The 22876-nt window shown below is 62.0% G+C and carries 17 protein-coding genes; 6 read left to right on the top strand and 11 right to left on the bottom strand.

Going from position 1 to position 22876, the window contains the following annotated elements; genetic code table 11:
• Window positions 1-208 precede the first annotated feature (208 nt).
• Window positions 209-1423: a 5-aminolevulinate synthase gene (hemA, locus tag QWJ46_RS09260; protein WP_302750892.1), complete on the bottom strand. Its 1215-nt coding sequence runs from the start codon at window positions 1421-1423 to the stop codon at window positions 209-211.
• A 328-nt stretch (window positions 1424-1751) separates the two neighbouring features.
• On the opposite strand from hemA, the gene QWJ46_RS09255 reads away from it, so the two are divergent.
• The 3 genes from QWJ46_RS09255 to QWJ46_RS09245 all read left to right on the top strand — a co-directional run bounded on the left by QWJ46_RS09255 (window position 1752) and on the right by QWJ46_RS09245 (window position 10589).
• Complete coding sequence (locus QWJ46_RS09255) at window positions 1752-2009, top strand: YMGG-like glycine zipper-containing protein (protein ID WP_011427043.1); 258 nt, start codon at window positions 1752-1754, stop codon at window positions 2007-2009.
• Window positions 2010-2176: 167 nt separating this feature from the next.
• The gene (locus QWJ46_RS09250) at window positions 2177-4105 is read left to right on the top strand and encodes an autotransporter assembly complex family protein (RefSeq protein WP_302750823.1); all 1929 of its coding nucleotides are present in this window, start codon (window positions 2177-2179) and stop codon (window positions 4103-4105) included.
• Between the two features lie 61 nt (window positions 4106-4166).
• On the top strand, window positions 4167-10589 hold the full coding sequence (locus tag QWJ46_RS09245) for a translocation/assembly module TamB domain-containing protein (RefSeq protein WP_302750822.1): 6423 nt from the start codon (window positions 4167-4169) through the stop codon (window positions 10587-10589).
• 6 nt (window positions 10590-10595) lie between these two features.
• Here QWJ46_RS09245 and QWJ46_RS09240 read toward each other — a convergent pair whose 3' ends face one another.
• Window positions 10596-11033 carry an Lrp/AsnC family transcriptional regulator gene (locus QWJ46_RS09240; RefSeq protein WP_184454824.1) on the bottom strand — a complete coding sequence of 146 codons (438 nt, stop codon included), beginning with the start codon at window positions 11031-11033 and terminating at the stop codon, window positions 10596-10598.
• 122 nt (window positions 11034-11155) lie between these two features.
• Here QWJ46_RS09240 and rocF point away from each other — a divergent pair, with 122 nt between their 5' ends.
• The 3 genes from rocF to QWJ46_RS09225 all read left to right on the top strand — a co-directional run bounded on the left by rocF (window position 11156) and on the right by QWJ46_RS09225 (window position 13984).
• Complete coding sequence (gene rocF, locus QWJ46_RS09235) at window positions 11156-12091, top strand: arginase (RefSeq protein WP_184454823.1); 936 nt, start codon at window positions 11156-11158, stop codon at window positions 12089-12091.
• Window positions 12092-12112: 21 nt separating this feature from the next.
• Window positions 12113-13312, top strand: a complete 1200-nt coding sequence (gene rocD, locus QWJ46_RS09230; protein WP_184454822.1) for an ornithine--oxo-acid transaminase — start codon at window positions 12113-12115, stop codon at window positions 13310-13312.
• 195 nt (window positions 13313-13507) lie between these two features.
• Window positions 13508-13984, top strand: a complete 477-nt coding sequence (locus tag QWJ46_RS09225; RefSeq protein WP_064707940.1) for a chemotaxis protein CheW — start codon at window positions 13508-13510, stop codon at window positions 13982-13984.
• A gap of 92 nt (window positions 13985-14076) precedes the next feature.
• Here the strand turns inward: QWJ46_RS09225 and QWJ46_RS09220 are convergent, their stop codons facing one another.
• The 9 genes from QWJ46_RS09220 to QWJ46_RS09180 all read right to left on the bottom strand — a co-directional run bounded on the left by QWJ46_RS09220 (window position 14077) and on the right by QWJ46_RS09180 (window position 22798).
• Window positions 14077-14226 (bottom strand): hypothetical protein, encoded by a 150-nt coding sequence (locus QWJ46_RS09220; protein ID WP_302750905.1) that lies wholly within the window; start codon window positions 14224-14226, stop codon window positions 14077-14079.
• Window positions 14227-14232: 6 nt separating this feature from the next.
• Window positions 14233-14478 carry a formate dehydrogenase subunit delta gene (locus QWJ46_RS09215; RefSeq protein ID WP_302750820.1) on the bottom strand — a complete coding sequence of 82 codons (246 nt, stop codon included), beginning with the start codon at window positions 14476-14478 and terminating at the stop codon, window positions 14233-14235.
• Window positions 14468-15292 carry a formate dehydrogenase accessory sulfurtransferase FdhD gene (gene fdhD / locus QWJ46_RS09210; protein WP_302750819.1) on the bottom strand — a complete coding sequence of 275 codons (825 nt, stop codon included), beginning with the start codon at window positions 15290-15292 and terminating at the stop codon, window positions 14468-14470. Before fdhD ends, QWJ46_RS09215 begins: the two co-directional genes overlap by 11 nt.
• 73 nt (window positions 15293-15365) lie before the next feature.
• A complete protein-coding gene (gene fdhF / locus QWJ46_RS09205; protein WP_302750817.1) occupies window positions 15366-18245 on the bottom strand; it encodes a formate dehydrogenase subunit alpha in 2880 nt (959 codons plus the stop codon).
• Window positions 18246-18443: 198 nt separating this feature from the next.
• Entirely contained in the window at window positions 18444-20000 is a 1557-nt protein-coding gene (locus tag QWJ46_RS09200) for an NADH-quinone oxidoreductase subunit NuoF (protein WP_302750816.1), read from the bottom strand.
• Window positions 19997-20476 (bottom strand): formate dehydrogenase subunit gamma, encoded by a 480-nt coding sequence (locus tag QWJ46_RS09195; protein ID WP_302750814.1) that lies wholly within the window; start codon window positions 20474-20476, stop codon window positions 19997-19999. The genes QWJ46_RS09200 and QWJ46_RS09195 overlap by 4 nt, the downstream gene beginning before the upstream one ends.
• Before the next feature lie 134 nt (window positions 20477-20610).
• Window positions 20611-21504, bottom strand: a complete 894-nt coding sequence (locus QWJ46_RS09190) for a LysR family transcriptional regulator (RefSeq protein ID WP_302750813.1) — start codon at window positions 21502-21504, stop codon at window positions 20611-20613.
• 78 nt (window positions 21505-21582) lie between these two features.
• On the bottom strand, window positions 21583-21924 hold the full coding sequence (locus QWJ46_RS09185) for a helix-turn-helix transcriptional regulator (protein ID WP_184454816.1): 342 nt from the start codon (window positions 21922-21924) through the stop codon (window positions 21583-21585).
• Window positions 21925-22027: 103 nt separating this feature from the next.
• Window positions 22028-22798, bottom strand: a complete 771-nt coding sequence (locus QWJ46_RS09180) for an SDR family NAD(P)-dependent oxidoreductase (protein ID WP_302750890.1) — start codon at window positions 22796-22798, stop codon at window positions 22028-22030.
• Window positions 22799-22876 lie beyond the last annotated feature (78 nt).

Below are 22876 nucleotides of genomic sequence, written 5' to 3'. Positions count from 1 at the left end.
AACGAGCGTGAACTGCAGGAAGGAGGGCGTGGAAAAAGCCGATGCGAATCCATGAGACCGGATTGCAATGCGTCATTCATCGGCAGAGCGACAGGGCGAAGGCTAGATAATCTTGTCCAGCTAATGAATACGAAACAAACAATCGCCGTCAGAACCTCCGATGGAGGTTCCGATTCGCGGGATTAGAACCCGGGCGATCGTTGAAAGATCAGGCGACGTGCCTTGCCAGCGCGCAACGCGACCAGAGCGAATGCAGGGCGTCCACGAGATGGGCGATATCGGCGTCGGAATGCAGCGGTGTCGGGGTGATGCGCAGCCGCTCGGTCTTCTTCGGCACTGTGGGATAGTTAATCGGCTGGACATAGACGCCGCAATTGTCGAGCAAGAGGTCGGAGATCCACTTGCACTTGGCGGCATCGCCGACCATCACCGGCACGATGTGGCTGGGATTATGCATATGCGGAATGCCGCGTTGGTCGAGCAGCGAGCGTAATTTGCGCACCCGGTCCTGATGGCGGGCGCGCTCGAACTGACTGACCTTCAGATGCTGGATCGAGGCGACCGCACCAGCGGCCAATGCCGGCGGCAGCGCCGTGGTGAAGATGAAGCCGGAGGCAAACGAGCGGATGAAGTCGCACAACGCCGCTGAGGCAGCGATATAGCCGCCCATCACGCCGAAGGCCTTGCCGAGTGTGCCCTCGATCACCGTCAGCCGGTCCATCAGTCCCTCGCGCTCGGCAATGCCGCCGCCGCGCGGGCCGTACATGCCGACCGCATGCACCTCGTCGAGATAGGTCATCGCGCCGTATTTGTCGGCGAGATCGCAGATCTCCTTGATCGGGGCGATGTCGCCATCCATCGAATAGACGCTCTCGAAGGCGATCAGCTTCGGCGCCTTCGGATCGGCGGCCGCAAGCTTGGCTTCGAGATCGGCGACGTCATTGTGTTTCCAGATCACCTTGTCGCATTTGGCATGACGAATGCCCTCGATCATCGAGGCATGGTTGAGCGCATCGGAGAAGATGATCAGGCCGGGAATTTTCGCGCCGAGCGTGCCGAGTGCGGCCCAGTTGGAGACATAGCCTGAGGTGAAGATCAGTGCCGATTCCTTGCCGTGCAGATCGGCAAGCTCACGCTCGAGCAGGACGTGGTAATGGTTGGTGCCAGAAATATTCCGGGTGCCTCCCGCACCCGCGCCACAGTGGTCGATGGCGGCCTTCATCGCCTCGATCACCTTCGGGTTCTGACCCATGCCGAGATAGTCGTTGGAGCACCAGACCGTGACTTCCTTCTCGCCATCGGCCGTATGGCGCGTCGCACGTGGGAAGTTGCCGCGGTGACGTTCGAGATCGGCAAAAACGCGGTAGCGGCCCTCGGCATGAAGCCCGTCAAGCTCGTTTTTGAAAAATGCTTCGAAATCCATCATATGCTCCAGTATCACGCGGCCGTTCTTGCCGATCGGACGTCCGCGCGTCAATGCTTACCCTTTGGTTTAACATCAACTGCGGCAAAAGGCCCAGTTTTTTGAATGATTCCAGACAAAAAAATACGTGCGCCACAATCAATGGGGCCATGCGGCAAAAGCGCCCGACATAGGCGCAAATTCCGCAAGGCCCGCAACACCCCTTCAAAGCAAAAAAATCCGGACAGGAGTGGACAACCCTTTCTTCCGACATAGTTTTCGAGCTAGCGTGCCAAAAAAACAATAGGGACGGCCTATGCCCATTGGGCGATAACCCAGGAGAAAAGAGATGAAAAAAGCTGTCATACTCGCATTGATCGGCCTGTCGGTCGCAAGCTGCACACCGACGCAGCAGGGCGCCGGAATCGGTGCTGCATCCGGCGCAGTCATTGGCGGTGCAGTCACCGGCAATGTCCGAGGTGCTGCGGTCGGTGCCGCCATCGGCGGCGTGTCGGGGGCCTTGATCGGTAGCGTCGCGGAACAGCCCGGCCAGTGCTACTATCGCGACCGCTATGGTCGCCGTTATATCGACGCTTGCCCGCGCTGACAGCGCTGGCAAGACGCAAAATCAGGAAATCCCGGACACACATCCGGGATTTCTTGTACTGAATTAGCGCGTGGGCAATTTAAAATGGTACACCCTGCGCGATTTTGCCGCTAAGCTGTTCACGGCTGGGCAACGAAGCTTCATGTAGGCGTAACCAAAAGCAGCGGATGCGGATTAGAGGGACAAGTCCGAAAATAGGTACTGCGTATCGGCGAACAGGCACCATGATGGTGGTCGCAGCGGCAGCTGCTTTCTCACCGGTCCTGATCGGCGATGCTTACGCCTTCAAGCTTTTCGGCATCACCATCTTCGGCAAGGAGGAGGACGAGAGCGAACAGGTGCCCGATCCGGTGCGCTATCACGTCGACCTCAAGGCCGACACCGCCGATCCCGATCTTAAGGAAGCGCTCGAAAACAGCTCCCGCCTCGTCAGCGACCAGAAACAGCCCGTCTCCGGCGATCTCGGCATCGTCGTCAAGGCCCGTGACGACCGCGAGCGGCTGATCGCCACCCTGTATGAAAAAGCCCGTTACGGCGGCGTGGTGACGGTCACCATCGACGGCAAGGATATCGACGACCTGCCGCCCAATCCGACCTTCGACCGCTCCGGGCCGGTCCCCGTCATCGTCAATATAACACCCGGCCCTGTTTTCAGGGTCAGAGAGGTGCAATTCGGCGGCGACGCCGCGGATCGCAATCCCGCCGATTACGACCTTGCCCCCGGCGCCGAGGCCGGCTCGCTCGCCATCATTAAGGCCGGCGACAAGATTGTCGAACAGTTGAAAAGCGAAGGCCGGCCCTTTGCCAAATTGACCGAACGCAAGGTCGTCGCCGATCACAGGAGCGATACGGTCGACATCGTGCTTGCTGCCGAAGGCGGGCCTGTCGCCCCGATCGGCGATGTCGGGGTCACCGGCGAAAAAACCGTGCGGCCAGGTTTTATCCAGCGTTATTCCCGGCTGAACAAAGGGGACGCCTATTCGCCGGAAAGGCTGAAGAAGGCCGGCGAGCGGCTTCGCGCCCTCGGCGTCTTTTCGAGCGTCACCATTCATGAGGGCGATGCGCTGGCGCCTGATGGTACGCTGCCGATGACGATCGAGGTGTCCGAAGGCAAGAGGCGCTATTTCGGCGTCGGCGCGCAATATTCCACCACCGACGGCCTCGGCATCCAGGGCTATTGGGGCCACCGCAACCTGTTCGGCGAGGCCGAGACGCTGAGGATCGAAGGCTCGGTCTCGCGGCTCGGCGAAGCCACCGATGTCGGCAGCCTCGACTATTCCGCCGGCATCCTCTTCACCAAGCCCGGCGCCTTCTTCCCGGCCGCCACGCTGAAGGCCGGTATCGTCGCCAAGACCCAGAATCCGGACGCTTATAACGCGACGCTCGTCACCGCCTCGTTGGGCCTTTCCTATGAACTGACCGAGAAGGACACGGTGTCGGCGAGCGGCGAAGTCAGCTGGGAGCGCGATGACGACGCCTTTGGCACCAATGACTATCTGACCATCGCCCTCCCGCTTCAATATGATCGTGACGCACGCGACGACAAGTTCAATCCGACCGAAGGCTATCGCGCGACAGCCTCGGCAAAGCCCGGCTACGAGGTATTCAACGCCACACCCTATGCGGCGTTCGAGGGCTCGATCTCCGGCTATCTACCGTTCGGCGCTGAAGATCGCCTCGTGCTTGCCGGCAAGGTCGCCGCCGGCGTGCTGATCGGCGGCGGCGGGATCGAGGACATTCCTGCCACGCAGCGCTTTTTCGCCGGCGGCGGCGGTTCGGTGCGGGGATACAGTTATCAGGAAATTTCGCCTTACAATGACAATGGCGATGCCACCGGCGGCCGCTCCTATGTGACGGGGTCGCTGGAGGCCCGCTTCAAGATCACAGATACGATCGGCCTCGTGCCCTTCATCGATGTCGGCACCGTATCGGACAGCACCTTCCCGGGTTTTTCCGATATCCGCGCGGGCGCCGGCGCGGGAATACGATATGCCACACCTTTCGGGCCGCTGCGGCTTGATTTTGCCGTGCCGCTGAACAAGTACGAAGATGGCACAGATTATGGAATTTATGCCGGCATCGGCCAATCCTTCTAGGGTTGCCGATTTTGGTTCTTTCCGATCGATGGGCCGCATGAAAACGGGGTAGTCCGCGCCGATGCAAACGCTGGCAAAAATCGTCAACTGGATTGTGCGGGTCACCGGCTATGCCGTAGGCGCCATTTTGATTCTCGCTGTGGCGGCGCTCGCGATCTTCGGCTTCACCTCGTTTGGCGCCCGCATCGTCACCGAAAGGATCGCCTCCACCCTTTCCAACCGCGACATGACGATCGAGGTGCGCGAACCGGAAGGCCTTTTGACCGGCGGGCTTCGCGCCGCCGAAATCTCCCTATCCGACACGAGGGGCGTTTTTGCGGAAATCCACGGTGTGGCAATCGATTGGAACCCGCTGGCGCTGCTGACGGGAACATTCCACGCCAAACGTTTCCAGATCGACACGATCAACGTGCTGCGCAAGCCGGTGCGCACCCTGCCTTCGCGGCCCGGCGCCGAAAATTCCGGCGGCTTCGCACTTCCGGTCAAGATCGATGTCGACCATGTGGCCCTGCCCGATATCAAACTGGCCGAAGCTTTTGCCGGGCGGGCCTTCGCGCTCGCCGCCGACGGCAGCCTTTCGGCGGATGGCGACGGCGGCGAAGCGATGGTCAATGTCAGCCGCCACGCGGTTCCGGATGCGCGCCTTACTGCCGATATCGCCTACGCGCCGGCCGAAAACCGGCTGCGGCTGAAGGCGCAGCTTGCCGAGCCGAAGGGTGGGCTGTTGGCGGGCTTCCTCGGCCTGCCTGGCAATCCTGCCGTCAACATCGACCTCGACGGCCAGGGTCCGATATCCGACTGGACAGGCAAGATACAGGCTGCGCTCGACGGGCAACAGCGCGCTGCAATCGAGGGCCGGCATGCGATTGGCGCAGAGGGGCTGCACCATCTCGATCTCAAGGGTGGCGGTGACCTGAGCTCGCTTCTTCCCGCGGCATTCCGGCCGCTTTTCGCCGGCCAGACCAATATCGACCTTGCCGCCACCTTCGACGACCACGGCAAGATCGATATCCAGACCGGCAATATCGCCACCGGCAGCGTCGTCATCGCCGCATCGGGAGCGCTTGATCCGGCCGGCAACAACAGCCTGAACGCCAATCTGCTCGGCACATCCGGCCCCGTCGATTTCCGCTGGCCGCTGGCCGAAGGCGAAGCGCGCTTCCTGATATCGGGCCTCAACCTGGCTCTGACAGGCGACGCGCAGGCCGCCCGACTGAGCCTCAGCGGCTCGCTCGACAGCGCAACCCTGCCGCAGGCCGATATCGGCAACGTCAAGCTGACGGCAAAGAGCGACGCCTTTAATCTTGCCGCCCGTTCCGGCAGCGTTCAGCTGCGCCTCGTAGCCGGCGACGCGACCTTTGCCGAACCGAACCTCAATCGCGCAGTTCAAGGCCCTATCACCATCGCCTCGCCGCTCCAGATTTCGTCGGGCGACATCGGCTTCAACGGCACCACCGTCGAAAGCGCCAATATCAACGGCAGCCTCAACGGCTCCTATCGGCTGGCGGACCGCGCGCTGACCGGCAATGTCAAGGTGAGTGTCGAACCGGCGGCCCTGCCGTCCGCGGCGACGAGCAGGTTCGATCAGCCGATCTTGCTCGAAAGCCAGGTGACCGGCACGATCCCGTGGAAATTCGCGCTGTCCAATCTCGTCCTGAAATCCGGCACGCTTGAAGCGGCCGGCAACGTCGCGCTCGACGGTTCGATGTTGAACGCCGATCTTTCAGGTCGGCTGCCCGATGTCGGCAAGCTGATGACGAGCGCGAGTGGCGGCGCCGGTTACGCGCTGAGGATCGGAGGCGAACTGCCGGCGATCTCCGTGACCGCCAATATCAAGGCTCCCAGCCTGCAGATGGCTGATCGCGCGCTCGCCAACCTCAATATCGATCTGTCGGGTGTCGCCGATCCCAAGGCGCCGCAGGGGAAGTTTGCGGCCACCGGCACGATCGACGGACAGCCGATCGGTATCAACGGCGACATCCGTTCTGAGAACGGCAAGACGAGCATTCCCGCACTGACCGCCGATGTCGGCGGCAACCGGCTGACCGGCAAGCTGGAGCTTTCGCCCTCCCTGACGCCCTCGGGCGCATTGACCTTCGATTTTCCCAAGCTCGGCTTGCTAGCTGCGCTCGGCGGCCAGAAAGCCGAAGGAGATCTCAAGGGTTCGCTCGGCATCGAGAGCGACGGCGGCAAGATCGCGCTCAAGCTCATTGCATCAGGCGCCTCGATCCGCCGCGATACGCTGGCGATCGTCAAGCCGGATATTGACCTCACGGTCAGCGATCTCAGCGCCCTTGCGGCAAAGGGCACAATCCGCGCCGAAGAGTTGGCTGCCGGAGAAAACAGGCTCGCCGGCCTTTCGCTCGATTTCACCAGGCAGCAGAACCGAACCGATTTCGATCTTAACGCCGCCTATGACGGCAATCCGGTGCTGGCCGCCGGCAATATCCAGGCGCCAGGCGGCACGATCGCGGTAAACTTTGACCGCTTCTCGGCCAGCCCCCGCAACATCCCGGTCGAGCTTGCCGCACCGACTGAGGTCGCGATCGGCGGCGGCACCGCCAGTCTGAACGGACTGACGCTGAAAACAGGCACCGGTTCGGTGAGCGTCACCGGCTCCGTCGGCGAGACGCTGAAGCTGAATGCCGACATCCACGAACTGCCAGCAGCGCTGGCTAATGGTTTCGTGCCGAACCTTTCGGCCGGCGGCACGATCTCGGGAACGATTGCCGTGACGGGAACGCCGGCAGCACCCATCGCCGATTTCAAACTCGACTGGAAGGATGCGACGACAGGGCAGCTTAAGGGCGCGGGCCTGGCACCGCTCGGCATCACCGCCACCGGTAAGTTTGCCGATAAGAAGCTCGATTTCGATACGACCATCGCCGGGGCCGACAGCCTGTCGCTCAAGGCCCGCGGCGATGTCGGGCTCGCTGATCCGACGGCGCCGGTGATCGATATCGACGCCGATATTCTCAACCTGCCGGCGCAGGTCGCCAATGGTTTCGTTTCCGATCTCGCCGCCGAAGGCGCGATCACGGGAAAGGTGACCGCCTCCGGTTCCCTTAAGGCTCCAACCGGCAATTTCGACCTCGCCTGGAAAAGCGCCGCGACGAGCCACACCAAGCGCGCCGGCCTCGCGGCTCTTGATGTGACCGCGTCCGGCAAATTCGCGGACAACAAGCTCGATTTCGACGCCGCAGCCATCGGTGCCGACAGACTCTCGCTCAAGGCAAACGGCAACGTTGATATCGCCGGGACGACGATCGGCGACGTCAAGGTCGACGCAACACTCGACAATATCCCGGCAGCGATTGCCAATGGCTTCGTTCCCAATCTCGCAGCGGAAGGCGCTCTCTCCGGAACGGTCGCGGCCAGCGGGTCGCTTGCAGCTCCGACCGCCGATTTCGATCTCCATTGGCAAAACGCTGCGACGAGCCACACGAAACGGGCCGGTCTCGCCGGTCTTGGTGTCACCGCATCCGGAAAGATCGCCGACAACAAGCTTGATTTCGACGCGGCGGTTGCCGGCGCCAACAACCTCTCGCTGAAAGCGAACGGCAACGTCGCCGTTACCGGCACGACGATCGGCACCGTCGCGGCCGATGCGACGCTGTCAAATATCCCGGCAAGCCTGGCAAACAGCTTCGTCGCCGATCTCGCCGCCGAAGGCACGGTCTCCGGGAGGGTCTCGGCTGCGGGCTCGCTTTCGGCCCCCACCGCCAATTTCGACCTCAATTGGAAAGACGCTGCGACGAGCCACACGAAGCGTGCCGGCCTTGCCGCTCTCGGCATGACCGCATCGGGGAAATTTGCCGATAACAAGCTGGATTTCAACGCGGCAGCCGGTGGCGATCAAGGTCTCTCATTGAAGGCCATGGGCAATGTCGCTCTCGCTGGTACGACAATCGACAGTATGAAAGTCGATGCCGAAATCGCCAAACTCCCCGCCGCTCTCGCCAATGCCTTCGTCCCCGATCTGGCGGCCGGCGGTATGATATCCGGCACGCTCTCGGCAGCCGGAACACCCGCAGCACCCAAGGCCGATTTCAAGCTCGACTGGGCGGACGCCGCAACCAGCCACACCAGAAGCGCGCATCTTTCCGGCCTCGCGCTTGCCGCATCGGGACACCTCGCGGACAACAAGCTCGACTTCAACGCCAATCTTGGCGGCCAGGACGGTCTCTCACTGAATGCCGCGGGCAATGTGGCGATATCGGGCACTTCGGTCCGCAACATTGATGTCAAAGCCGATCTCGCCAATCTGCCCGCGGGCCTTGCCAACGGCTTCGTTCCCGGTCTTGCCGCGGAGGGCACCGTGTCTGGAACGGCATCTGCCTCAGGAGCGCTGCCCAAACCCGCCGTCGATTTCAAGCTCGATTGGAGGAACGCCGCCACCGCCCAGACCAGGAGCAGCGGCTTGTCGGGCCTGAGTGCCGCGGCCTCCGGCAAGTTCGCCAATGACAGGGTCGACTTCGATGCCAGCCTTGCCGGCAAAGACGGTATGTTGGCCAAGGCGGCGGGTGGCGTGACGATCGCGGGAACGGCCATACGCGACCTTTCGATCAATGCCGATATTCCGGCGCTGCCGGCGAATATCGCCAATGCCTTTGTTCCCGGCCTCGGTGCCGAAGGCACACTGTCGGCGAGCGCCCAGACATCGGGAACGCCCGCCGACCCGATCGTCGATTTCAAGCTGAACTGGAAAGATGCCGCGACCAGCCACACCAAGGCCGCCGGCCTCTCCCGCCTTGCCTTGGCGGCGACGGGAAAATATGCCGGCGACCGACTGGATTTCGATGCCGACCTCAGCGGCAGTGGCGGCATTTCGCTGAAAGCCGCCGGTAATCTTTCCATTGCAGGCACTACGATCCGATCGATCGACGTCACCGCGAACGCTGCCAATGTTCCGGCCGCCATCGCCAACGGCTTTGTTCCGGGCATCGGAGCCGAAGGTACGATCACGGCAACGGCCAAGGCGACGGGCGCGCTGTCCTCGCCCGCCGTCGATTTCAAGGTCGACTGGAAAAATGCCGCGACGAGCCAGACGAAAGGCGCCGGTCTTTCGTCATTCAGCATCGGGGCATCCGGCAAGCTTGCCGACAACAGGCTGACGGTCGATACCAGCCTTGCCGGCGACGCCGGCATGTCGCTGAAAGGCGGCGGTAGCGTCGTGATATCAGGCAACCGCGCCATCGACATGCGCTTCAACGGCAATGTTCCCTTCGCCGTACTTGGTGCCCCGCTCGCACAGCAGGGCTTTGTCGCCGACGGCGTCGCCAGCGTCGATCTTAAGATTGGCGGAACGGCCGCAGCCCCCGTCATCAACGGCACGGTCTCGACATCAGGCGCCAAGCTTGTCGACGTCAGGCGCAATCTTGCCGTCAACAATCTCGCAGCCACAGTCACCTTCAATGGCAACCAGGCCGTCATCTCGCGCCTCAGCGGCAATCTGGGCGGCGGCGGCACGATTTCGGCAAGCGGTACCATCGGCATCCAGCCCGCCGGCGGATTTCCCGCCGACATTTCGATCAAGCTCGACAAGGCCGTCTATGTTGACGGAACGCTTGTCGTCTCGACCGTCAACGGGACGGTCGGCCTGCGCGGGCCGATCCTGAGTGCGACGCTGAGCGGCAAGCTTCGGCTGGACAAGACCTCGATCACTGTCCCGGAAAGATTGCCGACCTCACTCCGTGAAATCGACATCCGGCATAAAAACGCACCGCGAGCAGTGCTGGCGCAGCTGCGCCATGACGGTGAACGGAAGCCGGGCGAGAAGTCCTCGACTATCACACTCGACCTCGAAATCGATGCGCCCTCGCAGATCTTCGTGCGCGGCCGCGGCATCGATGCCGAGCTTGGAGGTCTCGTGACGATCCGCGGAACGGCGGCAGCACCGATCGTCACCGGTGGCTTTACAATGCGCCGCGGCCGGCTCACCATTCTCAATCGTCGCCTCAATTTCTCCGACAAGAGCAAAATCACCTTTGCCGGCGACCTGACGCCGGCGCTTGACATGGAAGCGACCTCCACCTCCGGCACGACGACCCTGACGGTCGATGTCTCAGGCCTTGCCACCGATCCGTCAATCACCTTCTCCTCCTCGCCCCAGCTGCCGCAGGACGAGGTGTTGGCGCAGCTGATCTTCGGCCAGTCGATGTCGAAGCTCTCGCCGGTGCAGATCGCCCAGCTCGCCGACGCCGTCAGCCAGCTGGCCGGCAACCGCTCCACCTCGCTTTTCGAGGGTCTGCGCAACCAGCTCGGCGTCGACGATTTCGACATCAGCACCGACGCGAAGGGCCAGACGAGCGTCAGCGTCGGCCGCTATCTCAACGACCGTACCTATTTCGAATTGCAGCAGGGCGGCTCGGCCGGCGCCAAGGCAATCATCAATCTCGATGTCGGCCGCGGCGTCAAATTGCGGGGAGCCGCCGGCGGGAATGGCGCCGGCGAAGCGGGCATCGTCTATGAACGGGAATATTAAAGCAGCTTAGAAACCCGTCTTGCTCGTTTTAAGAAGAATGTTGGTCTCGGTCGAATTGATGCCGTTGATCAACCTGATTCGACGCAGCGTCTCGTCAAAGGCGGCAAGATCGCGGTCCTCCAGTTCGGCGACGAAATCCCATTTGCCGTTGGTGCTGTGAAGCGCCCGCACCTGCGGCAAGCCCCTGAGCTGATCGGCCACCCGGTCGGCGAGCTTGCCGAGCACCTCGATCATGACGATCGCGCGCACGCCGGCGGATCGCGTCTCGTGACTGGTGCGGATGGTGAAGCCGACGATGGTGCCGCCGGCGACCAGCCGGTCGATACGGGCGGCGACCGTTGCCCGCGATGCACCGGTCATTGCCGCGAGCGAGGAGACGGACATGCGAGCATTGTGGCGAAGCGCACTCAGAAGTTCGGTATCGAGATCGTCCACGTCGAACACTTTGTCAAAATAGCTTTATCAATCTGCGCAATCATAATCCATTTCTGGCACTTTTCCATCTTTTTGCCGCCAGCCCTTTATCCCACTATCGGCCGAAAACAGGCCTCAAACGGAGCCCTCGAATGAATGCGCAATCGCGATCTGTCACCCTCATCGGCGCACCCTTGGAAGAAGGTTCGGGTCGCAGAGGCGCCGCCATGGGCCCTGCCGCCCTGCGGATCGCCGGCGTCGACCAGACCCTAATTGATCTCGGCCACGACGTCGCCGATATCGGCGATCTCTCTGTCGTGCCGGCGATGGATCTGCCGAATCATCCGAAAGCCCATAATCTGAGGATCGTCGGTGCCTTCACCCGCGCATTGGAAAGCAGCGTCTATGACGTCGCCGCCGCCGGCCGCTTTCCGCTGATTCTCGGCGGCGATCACAGCCTGTCGATGGGCAGCGTCTCCGGCATGGCGCGTTATGCCGCCAGCAAGGAGCGCCCGCTCTTCGTGCTCTGGCTCGATGCCCATGCCGATTTCAACTCTCCGGCAACATCACCCTCCGGCAATATTCACGGCATGCCTGTTGCCTTCTTCTGCGGCGAGGCGGATTTCGCCGAAATCCTCCCGAAGGACCGGCCCTTCGTCGACCCGAAGAATGTCTTCCAAGTCGGTATCCGTTCGGTCGATGCGCGCGAGCGCGAGGAAATCCATGAACACGGCGTCAACGTCTTCGACATGCGGGCGATCGACGAGCAGGGCATCGGCGCCATCATGCGCGAGATTCTCGCTGTTGTCGCCAAGGCCAACGGCCTGCTGCATGTCAGCCTCGATCTCGACTTCCTCGATCCCGACATCGCGCCCGGAGTCGGCACGACGGTGCCTGGCGGTGCGACCTTCCGCGAAGCGCATCTTGTCATGGAAATGCTTTCCGACAGCGGCCTCGTCTCGTCGCTCGATCTCGTCGAGCTCAATCCGTTCCTCGATGATCGCGGCAAGAGCGCCCGTATACTGGTGGAACTGACGGCAAGCCTCTTCGGCCGCCGCATCTTCGATCGTCCGACACGCGCCGCATAGACAAGCTGAGGGAGAAGCGCCATGAACACTTCGGAAAAACTGATCGCAACGGAACAGCGACTCGGCGCCCACAACTATAAGCCGCTCGACGTGGTGCTGACGCGTGGCGAAGGCGTGTATGTCTGGGATACCGACGGCAATCGTTATCTCGATTGCCTCTCGGCCTATTCTGCCGTCAATCAGGGCCATTGCCACCCGAAGATCCTCGCCGCCATGGTCGAACAGGCGGGCAGACTGACGCTCACATCCCGCGCCTTCCGCAACGATCAGCTCGCCCATCTCTACGAGGAGCTTGCGGCGCTGACGGGCTCGCACAAGATCCTGCCGATGAATTCCGGCGCCGAGGCTGTGGAGACCGCCATCAAGGCGGTGCGCAAATGGGGTTACGAGGTCAAGGGCGTTCCTAAAGGAAATGCGGAAATCATCGTCTGCGCCGACAATTTCCATGGCCGCACGCTGAGCATCATCAGTTTCTCCACAGATCCCGACGCCCGCACCGGCTTCGGCCCCTACACGCCGGGCTTCCGCATCATTCCCTTCGGCGACGCCGAGGCATTCGAGGCCGCGATCAACGGCAATACCGTGGCAGCCCTGATCGAGCCGATCCAGGGCGAAGCCGGCGTCATCATCCCGCCGGCCGGTTATTTCACCCGCATCCGCGAGCTCTGCACCGACAACAACGTCACTCTGATCCTCGATGAGATCCAGACCGGCCTCGGCCGTACCGGCAAGCTGCTGGCGGAGGAGCACGAAGGCATAGAGGCCGATGTGACGCTGATCGGCAAGGCGCTTTCCGGCGGCTTCTATCCCGTATCCGCCGTCCTTTCCAATTCCGAGGTGCTGGGCGTGCTGAAGCCTGGCCAGCACGGTTCGACCTTCGGCGGCAATCCGCTCGCCTGCGCGGTGGCGCGCACGGCCCTCAAGGTGCTCGTGGAGGAAGGCATGATCGAGAACGCCGCCGCGATGGGCGATTATTTCCTCGAAGGCTTGAGGTCGATCCGCTCCAACATTGTCAGAGATGTACGTGGCCGTGGCCTGATGATGGCGATCGAGCTGGAGCCCGAAGCCGGCGGCGCGCGGCAATATTGCCATGCGCTGAAGGAGCGCGGCCTTCTCGCCAAGGACACCCATGACCACACGATTCGCCTCGCTCCGCCACTTGTTATAACGAGGGAGCAGGTCGATTGGGCCGTCTCGCAGATCGAAATGACGATCGGCTGAAGTAGAGCGAGGCGGAAAAGCTTCACACTCCCGTTCCCGATTTAGATTTGGGCAACACTCTTCCGTTAATGTCGTCGCTAACCGTAACGATGCTTTGAGTGCAAAGTCATCGCGTGGTGTGAAGGCAAAGCTCGTCCGCGCCAATGGTGGCGCACCCGCTTCTGCTTTGGCTTACGACAGTTGGGAAGAATTCTAATGGCCACGATCAATTCCACTAGCTTCAGCGGCGATACGCTCGAGATCATTGCCTTCCGCCTCCATGATCAGGAATTTTGCGTCAAGACCACGACCATCCGCGAAATCCGCGGTTGGGCGCCCTCGACCCCGATCCCGCATTCGCCGGCCGATGTTATCGGTGTCATGAACCTGCGTGGTTCGGTCATCCCGATCATCGATCTCGCCTATAAGCTCGGCATGAAGAGTACGGTTGCCAACGAACGCAGCGCCATCGTGGTCGCCGAAGTTCATAGCATGGTCATCGGCATGCTCGTGGACCGCGTCTCGGATATTCTCACCATCTCGTCCAGCCAGGTCCAGCCGGTGCCCGAGGTGACCGCCTCCTTCGACCGCGCTTTCTGCGAAGGCATCATCGCTTCGGAAAACGGCATGATCTGCTTCCTGAACCTCGCCAAGATGTTCAAGGAAAATGAGACGGATGAACTGGCTGCCTGATCTGCCGGAACAATTGGATATCGGAAAACCGCCGCTTTCGGCGGTTTTTTATTGCCGCCGACTTTCTTGCAGCGCCGCGACCTCGCCATCCCTCAGAACCACTTGTCCGGAAGCGGCCTGACCAGCGCGTTGGCGATGAGACCGGGCGCCGGCATGACGGCAAGGATATACATGGTGCCGGTATAGAGGGCAGTGGCGCGTGCGCAGGAGTTTGCTGCTGTCTCCCCTCCGGCAGACACCACTTTGAATTACCGGACCCGGTTTGCCTCCGCCTCCGGCTTGCGGATCATGGGAGCGGCCTGAAGCACGAGAGCATCCAGACCGTTTTCCTCCTTTTCGAGAATTTCAAACAATTGCCGCCGCATGCGCGGCTCCCAGAATTTGTTGATGTGCGTGGCGACGCCTTGTGCGGCCTCGTTTTGCGGCTGGCTTTTGAAAAAGGTGGCGATCTGATTTGCCATATAGACAAGCTTGGTTTTGGTATCATGCGACATCGGCGATGCTTTCGGGCGAGATGCGGTGCGGGTATGTGAAAATCTCGAAATCTTCGCCGCGCACCAGCGCGACGAGCGTCATGCCGGCCGCTTCGGCCGTGCGGATGGCAAGGGCCGTCGGCGCTGAAATGGCGATAAGTGCGGGGCTGCCGAGGATCGCCGCCTTCTGCACCATTTCGACCGACAGCCGGCTGGTGACGACGACCGCGCCGTTTCCGCCGCTTTCACCGGCGCGGATAACGGCGCCGCAGAGTTTGTCCAGCGCGTTATGGCGGCCGACATCTTCGCGAACCGCGATCATCCCGCCGCCGGGAAGGTAGAATCCAGCGCCATGTACGGCCCGCGTTTCACGATGCAGCGGCTGCGCCTCGTTCAGAAATGATACGGCGCGAACGATATCAGCATGAGACAGCGTCAACGGCGATGTCGAGACATCGGGCACCGGCCGCACCGCCTGTTCGATCGATTCGATGCCGCAGAGCCCACAGCCGACTGGTCCGGCCATGCTGCGGCGGCGGGCCCGCAGCCGATCGGCGACGTCGTCGGCAAGGCTGACCTGCACGTCGATGCCCTGCCTACCCGCGACGATCTCGATGGCGGATATCTCCGCCGGCCTGGCGATAATTCCTTCCGTCAGGCTGAAGCCGACGGCGAAATCCTCAAGATCCGCCGGTGTCGCCATCATCACCGCATGCGAACTACCGCCATAGGAAAAGGCGATCGGCACTTCCTCGGGCACGATGCGCGAACCGCTGTGCATGACGCCGTTGCGGCGGGCGGTTTCGGGAGCACGGGCGGTGATGGCGAAAGTCATCACAGACGCCTCCTCTTCTCCTCGCGAGGAGAAGGGAGGAGCTCGCCGACAATGTCAAATCGCCCCGGCATTGTCACTCCGCCGCTTCGAGCTTGCCGGCGATGCGGCGCGATTGCCGCGCCTGCTCGTCATATTCGAGCTGCCAGTCGCTCGGCCCGTTCGACGGCGAGACCTGCACCGCCGTCACCTTGTATTCCGGGCAGTTGGTCGCCCAGTCGGAAAAGTCGGTGGTGATGACGTTGGCCTGCGTATTGGGGTGATGGAAGGTCGTATAGACGACGCCCGGCGCGACACGGTCGGTGATCAGCGCCCGGAGCGTGGTGTCGCCGGAGCGGCTGGCGAGCTTAACCCAGTCGCCATCGCGGACGCCGCGCTGTTCGGCATCGTGCGGGTGGATCTCCAGCCGGTCTTCCGCGTGCCAGACGACATTCTCGGTCCGTCGTGTCTGCGCTCCGACATTATATTGGCTGAGGATGCGGCCAGTGGTGAGCAGCAGCGGGAAGCGCGGGCCGGTGCGTTCGTCGGTCGCCACATATTCGGTGCGGATGAACTTGCCCTTGCCGCGAACGAAACCGTTGACATGCATGATCGGCGAGCCGAGCGGGTTCTTCTCGTTGCAGGGCCACTGCACCGAGCCCATCTTGTCGAGGTAATCGTAGGACACAAGCGCAAAACTCGGCGTCGTCGCGGCGATCTCGTCCATGATCTCCGACGGATGGGCGTAATTCCAGTCGAGCCCCATCGTCTGCGCAAGCTTCTGCGTCACCTCCCAGTCGCCATAGCCGTTGCGTGGCGACATCAACTTGCGCACACGGTTGATGCGCCGCTCGGCATTGGTGAATGTGCCGTCCTTCTCGAGGAAGGTCGAGCCGGGCAGGAAGACATGGGCGTAGTTGGCGGTTTCGTTGAGGAATAGGTCCTGCACGACGACGCATTCCATCGCCGCAAGCCCGGCCGCGACATGTTTCGTATCCGGATCGGATTGCAGGATGTCCTCGCCCTGGACGTAAAGCCCTTTGAACGAGCCGTCGACCGCCGCATCGAGCATATTCGGAATGCGAAGGCCCGGCTCGTCGCTAAGCTTCACGTCCCAGAGCTTTTCGAAGATATCACGCGTCGCATCGTCGGAAATATGCCGGTAGCCGGGCAGCTCGTGCGGGAAGGAACCCATGTCGCAGGAGCCCTGTACATTGTTCTGGCCGCGCAGCGGATTTACGCCGACACCGGGACGGCCGATATTGCCGGTCGCCATCGCCAGATTGGCGATCGCGATGACCGTGGTCGAACCCTGGCTGTGCTCGGTGACACCGAGGCCGTAATAGATCGCGCCATTGCCGCCCTTGGCGTAGAGCCTTGCCGCGCCGCGCAGATCCGCCGCCGGTACGCCGGTGAAAACCTCAGTTTGTTCGGGGCTATGCTGCGGTTCGGCGACAAAGGCGGCCCAGTCCTCGAATTCCGACCAGTCGCAGCGCTCGCGGATGAATGTCTCGTCATACAGTCCTTCGGTGACGATCACATGCGCCAGCGCCGTCATCACCGCGACATTGGTGCCCGGCTTCAGCGGCAGGTGGTAGGAAGCCTCGACATGTGGCGACCGGACGATATCAGTGCGGCGCGGATCGATGACGATGAGCTTCGCCCCCTGACGCAGCCGCTTCTTCAGCCGCGAGCCGAACACCGGATGGCCGTCCGTCGGATTGGCGCCGATGATGACGACGACATCGGATTGTTCCACGCTGTCGAAATTCTGTGTACCGGCCGAGGTCCCGAATGTCTGGCCCAGACCGTAGCCGGTCGGCGAATGGCAGACGCGGGCGCAGGTATCGACATTGTTGTTCCCGAAACCGGCGCGGACCAGCTTCTGCACCAGATAGGTTTCCTCATTGGTGCAGCGTGAGGACGTGATGCCGCCGATCGCGTCGCGGCCATACTGATATTGGATGCGGCGGAACTCCGACGCCACATGGGCGAAGGCCTCGTCCCAGCTCACCTCTCGCCAGGGATCGCTGACCTTTTCGCGGATCATCGGGTTGAGGATGCGGTCTTTGTGAGTGGAATAACCGTAGGCGAAGCGGCCTTTGACGCAGGAATGGCCGCGATTGGCCTGTCCGTCCTTCCACGGCACCATGCGCACCAGCTCCTCGCCGCGCATCTCCGCCTTGAAGGAGCAGCCGACGCCGCAATAGGCGCAGGTGGTGACGGCCGAATGCTCCGGCTGGCCGATCTCGATCACCGATTTCTCTGTCAGCGTCGCCGTCGGACAGGCCTGGACGCAGGCGCCGCAGGAGACGCATTCGGAATCCATGAAGTTCTCATGCATGCCGGGTGACACACGGGAGCCGAAACCACGCCCCTCGATCGTCAGCGCAAAAGTGCCCTGCACTTCCTCGCAGGCGCGCACGCAAAGCGAACAGACGATGCATTTGGAGGGATCATAGGTGAAGTAGGGGTTGGACTCGTCCTTCGGCATCCATTTCAGATTGATGTCGCCGTTGCTGCGCGCCTTGACGTGGTTGTCGCCCTCATAGCCGTAGCGCACGTCGCGCAGGCCGACAGCGCCTGCCATGTCCTGCAACTGGCAATCACCATTGGCAGCGCAGGTGAGGCAGTCGAGCGGATGATCGGAAATGTAGAGCTCCATCACGCCGCGGCGGATATCCTTCAATCGTCCCGTCTGCGTGTGCACCACCATGTTTGCCGCCACGGGCGTCGTGCAGGAGGCCGGCGTGCCGGCGCGGCCCTCGATCTCGACGAGACAGAGCCGGCAGGAGCCGAACGCATCGACCATGTCGGTGGCGCAGAGCTTCGGCACCTCGATTCCGGCTTCCATTGAGGCGCGCATGACGGAGGTGCCTTCCGGCACGCTGATCTGCTGCCCATCAATGGTGAGCGTTACCATGGTTTCGGATTTCGAAGCGGGAGTGCCGTAATCGATTTCATGAATGAGAGACAAGGATTGCACCTCCGCTAGATTTCTGTATCGACCGCCGTGAGGCATGCCCCTCATCCGCCTGTCGGCACCTTCTCCCCGCAAGCGGGGCGAAGGGGTATGCCGCACCACCTTCACTCGATACGCGCCCTCGTGGCACGTCCCCTCTCCCCGCAGGCGGGGAGAGGGTTAGGGTGAGGGGCAACTTCGAATAAAAAACCATCACTCAGCCGCCTCCACGACCGGCGCCGGCGAAAAATCTTCCGGGAAATGCGTCATGGCGCTCATTACCGGATAGGGCGTGAAGCCGCCGAGCGCGCAGAGCGACCCGAATTTCATGGTGTTGCAGAGATCGCCAAGCAACACACGGTTCTTATCCGGCTCAATGCCGCGCGCGATCTTGTCGACCGTTTCGACGCCGCGCGTCGAACCGATGCGGCAGGGCGTGCATTTGCCGCAGCTTTCGACGGCACAGAATTCCATGGCGAAACGCGCCTGCTTCAGCATGTCGGCCGTGTCGTCGAAGACGACGATGCCGGCGTGGCCGATCAGCCCATCCTTGGCGGCGAAGGCCTCGTAGTCGAAAGGCGTATCGAACAGCGCCCGCGGGAAATAGGCGCCGAGCGGCCCGCCGACCTGAACCGCCTTGACCGGCCGGCCGGTCCTCGTGCCGCCGCCGATCCTGTCGACGATCTCGCCGAGCGAAAGACCGAAGGCGGTCTCATAGAGGCCGCCATATCTGACATTGCCGGCGATCTGCAGCGGGATGGTGCCGCGCGAGCGGCCCATGCCGAAATCGCGGTAGAAGGCGGCGCCCTTTTCCAGGATGACGGGTACCGAGGCCAGTGAGATCACATTGTTGATGACGGTCGGACAGTCGAACAGACCTTTATGCGCCGGCAGCGGCGGTTTGGCGCGCACGATGCCGCGCTTGCCTTCGAGACTGTTCAAGAGGGCCGTTTCCTCACCGCAGACATAGGCGCCGGCGCCGGTGCGCACCTCGATATCGAAGGCGCGGCCCGAGCCAAGCATCGACGGGCCGAGAATGCCGGCCTGTCGGGCGAGGCCGATGGCCTCGCTCATCACCGCGATCGCATGCGGATATTCCGAACGGGTGTAGACGAACCCCTTCGTGGCGCCGGTCGCAAGCCCTGCAATCGCCATGCCCTCGATCAACACGAGGGGATCGCCCTCCATGATCATCCTGTCGGCAAAGGTGCCGCTGTCGCCCTCATCGGCGTTGCAGACGATATATTTGCGTTCGCCGCTGGCATCGAGAACGGTCTTCCACTTGATGCCGGTGGGAAAACCGGCACCGCCGCGTCCGCGCAGGCCGGAATCGGTGACTTCCTTGACGATTTCGGCAGGTGTCATCGAAACGGCGCGGCGAAGACCGGCAAGGCCGCCATGCGCCTCATAATCGCCAAGCGAAAGCGGGTCGGTGATGCCACAGCGGGCGAAGGTCAGGCGGGTCTGTTCCTTCAGGAACGGGAGGACTTCAACCTCCCCGAGACAGAGCGGGTGACCGCCGCCGTTCATCATTCCGGCGTCGAACAGAGCAGGCACATCCTTTGCCTTCACCGGCCCGTAGCCGATGCGCTTGCCGGCGATCTCGACTTCGACCAGCGGTTCCAGCCAGAACATTCCGCGCGAGCCGTTGCGCACGATCTCTGCATCGAAGCCGCGGGCGGCGATCTCCTGGGCAATCGCCTTTGCCACCTTTTCGGCCCCGAGCGCCAGCGCAGCGGCATCGCGCGGAACATAAATCCTGACTGTCATCGACGTGCCTCCGCAACGAGTTCCGCCACCAGCTGATCGTCGAGCCGGCCATAAACCTCGCCGTCGAGCATCGCCGACGGGGCGCAGGCACAAAGGCCGAGACAATAGACCGGCTCCAGCGTCACGGCGCCGTCGAGCGTCGTCTGATGAAAATCGATGCCGAGCAGCGCCTTGACGCGGTCAGCCAGCGCGTCGCCGCCCGTCGACTGACAGGCCTCGGCACGACAGAGCTTCAGCACATGCCGGCCAGCGGGATGGTCGCGATAATCGTGATAGAATGTCATCACCCCGTGCACTTCGGCGCGCGAGAGGTTCAGTTCCTCCGCAATCACAGGCAGGGCTTCCTGCGGCACATAACCGAATTCTCGCTGAACCTCGTGCAGAATGGGAAGCAGCGGTCCTTCAAGGAAGCGAAGGTCGGCGACGATGGTCCGTGTACGCGCTGCGATATCGCCTGCGGCGATATGAATGGTCATCAGGCAGCCCTCCCGGCGGCTTGCTCGTTTCGGGATGGCAGGCCTCCCCAGCCGAGCGCCATCGTGCCGACAACATCTCAGGGATGCCGATGACGATCAATAAAGCTATCTCGTGGATTGATAGGTTTTTTCTATCAAAGCTCCTCATCCCGCACGAGCACTCTCGCTTCGTGCAGCAGGGCCGAAACGAGCGGGGTGAAGGGCTCGCGATAAGGCGCGACAAGACCGACCAGATGATGCGCCTCAGGCTCGACGATCGGAATCATGCGGATTTCCACGGGAAAACCAAAGGATTTCGCGACGTTGCGCGGCATGATACTTGCCCAGCGTCCGGTCCTGACATGCGAGAACAGCACGATCATCGAATTGGATTCGAGCGTCGGATGCACCGTGGCGCCGGCTTCCGTCAGATGCCGGTTGATGATGCGGCGGTTCTGCATGTCGGCCGTCAATAGACAAAGCCGAAGATCGCCGACTTCCCGCCAAGTCACGTTGTCGCGATCGGACAGCGGGCTGCCTGCGGCCGTAATCAGATTGTAGCGCTCGGCATAGAGGGGCACGGTCGTAACGCGGCCAAGCGGTTCGTTTTCGAGGTAGGTGATGCCGGCGTCGATTTCGAGATTTTCCAGCATGCTCAGCACCTGCAGCGAGTTCCGCGAGACGATCGAGAAGGTCACGCCGGGATGTCGTTCCTGAAAGGGCGAAGTGATGCGCGAAAGCATGGCGAGCGCGGTCGGAATGGCAGCGAGGCGGATGTGGCCGGAAAGACCACGGCGGGCGGCGCGCATTTCCTCGCGCATGGTGCGGGCGTCGCCGACGATGCGCCGCGCCCATTCAAGCACCCGCTGCCCCTCCGGCGTCAGCCCCTGAAACCGCGAGCCGCGCTGCACCAGCATGACGCCAAGTTGATCTTCAAGCTGCCGGATGGCGGCCGAGAGTGTCGGCTGCGAGATCCCGCACTCCTCGGCGGCGCGGCCGAAATGCTTTTCGTTGGCAAGGGCAATGAAAAATTCCAGCTTGTCGATCATCCGGTCTCCCGATCCGGCGCGAAATCATCCGGATCAGCCTATCTTCGACGCAGCAACCGTGCTCCGCAAGGGCGGGTACTAATTGTTTTCTGCAGCCGGAAAAAGATCGAACAGCGATTCGAGGAAGGCAAGCACGCTCGTATTGCCGATACGGTAATAGACCAGCCTGCCCTGACGGCGCGTATTGACGAGGCCTTCGAGCCTCAAACGCGCGAGCTGCTGCGAGACCATTGCCTGCTGAATGCCGAGGATGTTTTCGATTTCACCGACCGTCCGCTCCTCATTCGCGAGTATGCAAAGAATCAGAAGTCGGGTCTGGTGCGCCAGCGCCTTCAGCAGATCGCTCGCCTCACGAGCGTTTCCAGCGAGTTTGTGCAGTTCCTGACCGGACATTCCCGGTTCGGGCTTGGGCAATGGCATTCGACATCTCGGAAGGGGAGCGAAAAGGCAGATCAGCACAATAGCATATTCGCACACGCGAATTTGCCAAAAGTGATGAAATGTCAAAAAAGGTCTAACTAAATCAGCAAATAAGCTGGCCGCCATTGATCTCGAGGACCTGGCCGGTAATGTATCCGGAGAGGGAGGGTGCCGCCAGGAACAGATAGGCCGGAGCGCAGTCCTCCGCTGTGCCCAGCCGCTGCAAGGGAATAGACTTTCTCGTCTGCTCCAGCTTTTCGCGGGAGGAATAGCGCTCATGGAAATCCGTCTCGATCGTTCCGGGCGAGACACAATTGACGCGGATGCCATCCGGCGCGAGCTCGCGGGCAAGCGCCTTGGAATAGGTGGAAACGAAGGCTTTCGCGGCGGAATAGATCGAAGAACCGGGACTGCCGCCGGTCAGCGCGGAAATTGAAACGGTGTTGACGATGGCAGCACCTTCCGCCGCCTTCAAGGCAGGCAGCAGCGCACGCGTCAGCGCCACCACCGACGTCTGGTTCAAACGCACGATCGCCTCATAATCTGCGTCGGTCAGTGTGGCAGCAGGAAAACGGCCGAGCATGGTGCCGGCGTTATTGACGAGCACATGCACCTTCTCGAAGAAAGCGAGCGCATTTTCGGCAAATTGCGCAGCGCCGCCAGCGGCGGTGAAATCGGCGTGCAGCAGCAGCGCCCGCCTTTCGGATTCAGCCGTCAGCAGAAAATCCGGCAGGTCGCGTCCTGGCTTGCGTCCGGTATGGACGATCACCTTCGCACCGCAGTCTAGGAACTGCCGGGCCACTTCGAGGCCAATGCCCCGCCCGGCGCCAGTCACGATGACATTGCGATTTTCGAATAGTCTCGGATGGAACACGAAGCCGTCCTCCTCGCGGACAAAGCCGCCTGTTGCGCCATTCGCCCTTAACATATGAGCGCGCCGGCCGAAAGAAAG

It is taken from the genome of Rhizobium sp. CBN3 (genome assembly GCF_030518245.1).
GTDB classification, from domain to species: Bacteria; Pseudomonadota; Alphaproteobacteria; order Rhizobiales; family Rhizobiaceae; genus Rhizobium; species Rhizobium aethiopicum_A.
The sequence above is the reverse complement of the archived record's forward strand: the minus strand, read 5'-3'. Positions and strand labels throughout refer to the sequence as shown.

What these genes read in the sequence shown, in the direction of transcription:
- hemA (WP_302750892.1), bottom strand. Translation starts at nt 1,423, where the DNA reads ATGGATTTCGAAGCATTTTTCAAAAACGAGCTTGACGGGCTTCATGCC.
- QWJ46_RS09255 (WP_011427043.1), top strand. Translation starts at nt 1,752, where the DNA reads ATGAAAAAAGCTGTCATACTCGCATTGATCGGCCTGTCGGTCGCAAGC.
- QWJ46_RS09250 (WP_302750823.1), top strand. Translation starts at nt 2,177, where the DNA reads ATGCGGATTAGAGGGACAAGTCCGAAAATAGGTACTGCGTATCGGCGA.
- QWJ46_RS09245 (WP_302750822.1), top strand. Translation starts at nt 4,167, where the DNA reads ATGCAAACGCTGGCAAAAATCGTCAACTGGATTGTGCGGGTCACCGGC.
- rocF (WP_184454823.1), top strand. Translation starts at nt 11,156, where the DNA reads ATGAATGCGCAATCGCGATCTGTCACCCTCATCGGCGCACCCTTGGAA.
- rocD (WP_184454822.1), top strand. Translation starts at nt 12,113, where the DNA reads ATGAACACTTCGGAAAAACTGATCGCAACGGAACAGCGACTCGGCGCC.
- QWJ46_RS09225 (WP_064707940.1), top strand. Translation starts at nt 13,508, where the DNA reads ATGGCCACGATCAATTCCACTAGCTTCAGCGGCGATACGCTCGAGATC.
- QWJ46_RS09215 (WP_302750820.1), bottom strand. Translation starts at nt 14,478, where the DNA reads ATGTCGCATGATACCAAAACCAAGCTTGTCTATATGGCAAATCAGATC.
- fdhD (WP_302750819.1), bottom strand. Translation starts at nt 15,292, where the DNA reads ATGACTTTCGCCATCACCGCCCGTGCTCCCGAAACCGCCCGCCGCAAC.
- QWJ46_RS09200 (WP_302750816.1), bottom strand. Translation starts at nt 20,000, where the DNA reads ATGACAGTCAGGATTTATGTTCCGCGCGATGCCGCTGCGCTGGCGCTC.
- QWJ46_RS09195 (WP_302750814.1), bottom strand. Translation starts at nt 20,476, where the DNA reads ATGACCATTCATATCGCCGCAGGCGATATCGCAGCGCGTACACGGACC.
- QWJ46_RS09190 (WP_302750813.1), bottom strand. Translation starts at nt 21,504, where the DNA reads ATGATCGACAAGCTGGAATTTTTCATTGCCCTTGCCAACGAAAAGCAT.
- QWJ46_RS09185 (WP_184454816.1), bottom strand. Translation starts at nt 21,924, where the DNA reads ATGCCATTGCCCAAGCCCGAACCGGGAATGTCCGGTCAGGAACTGCAC.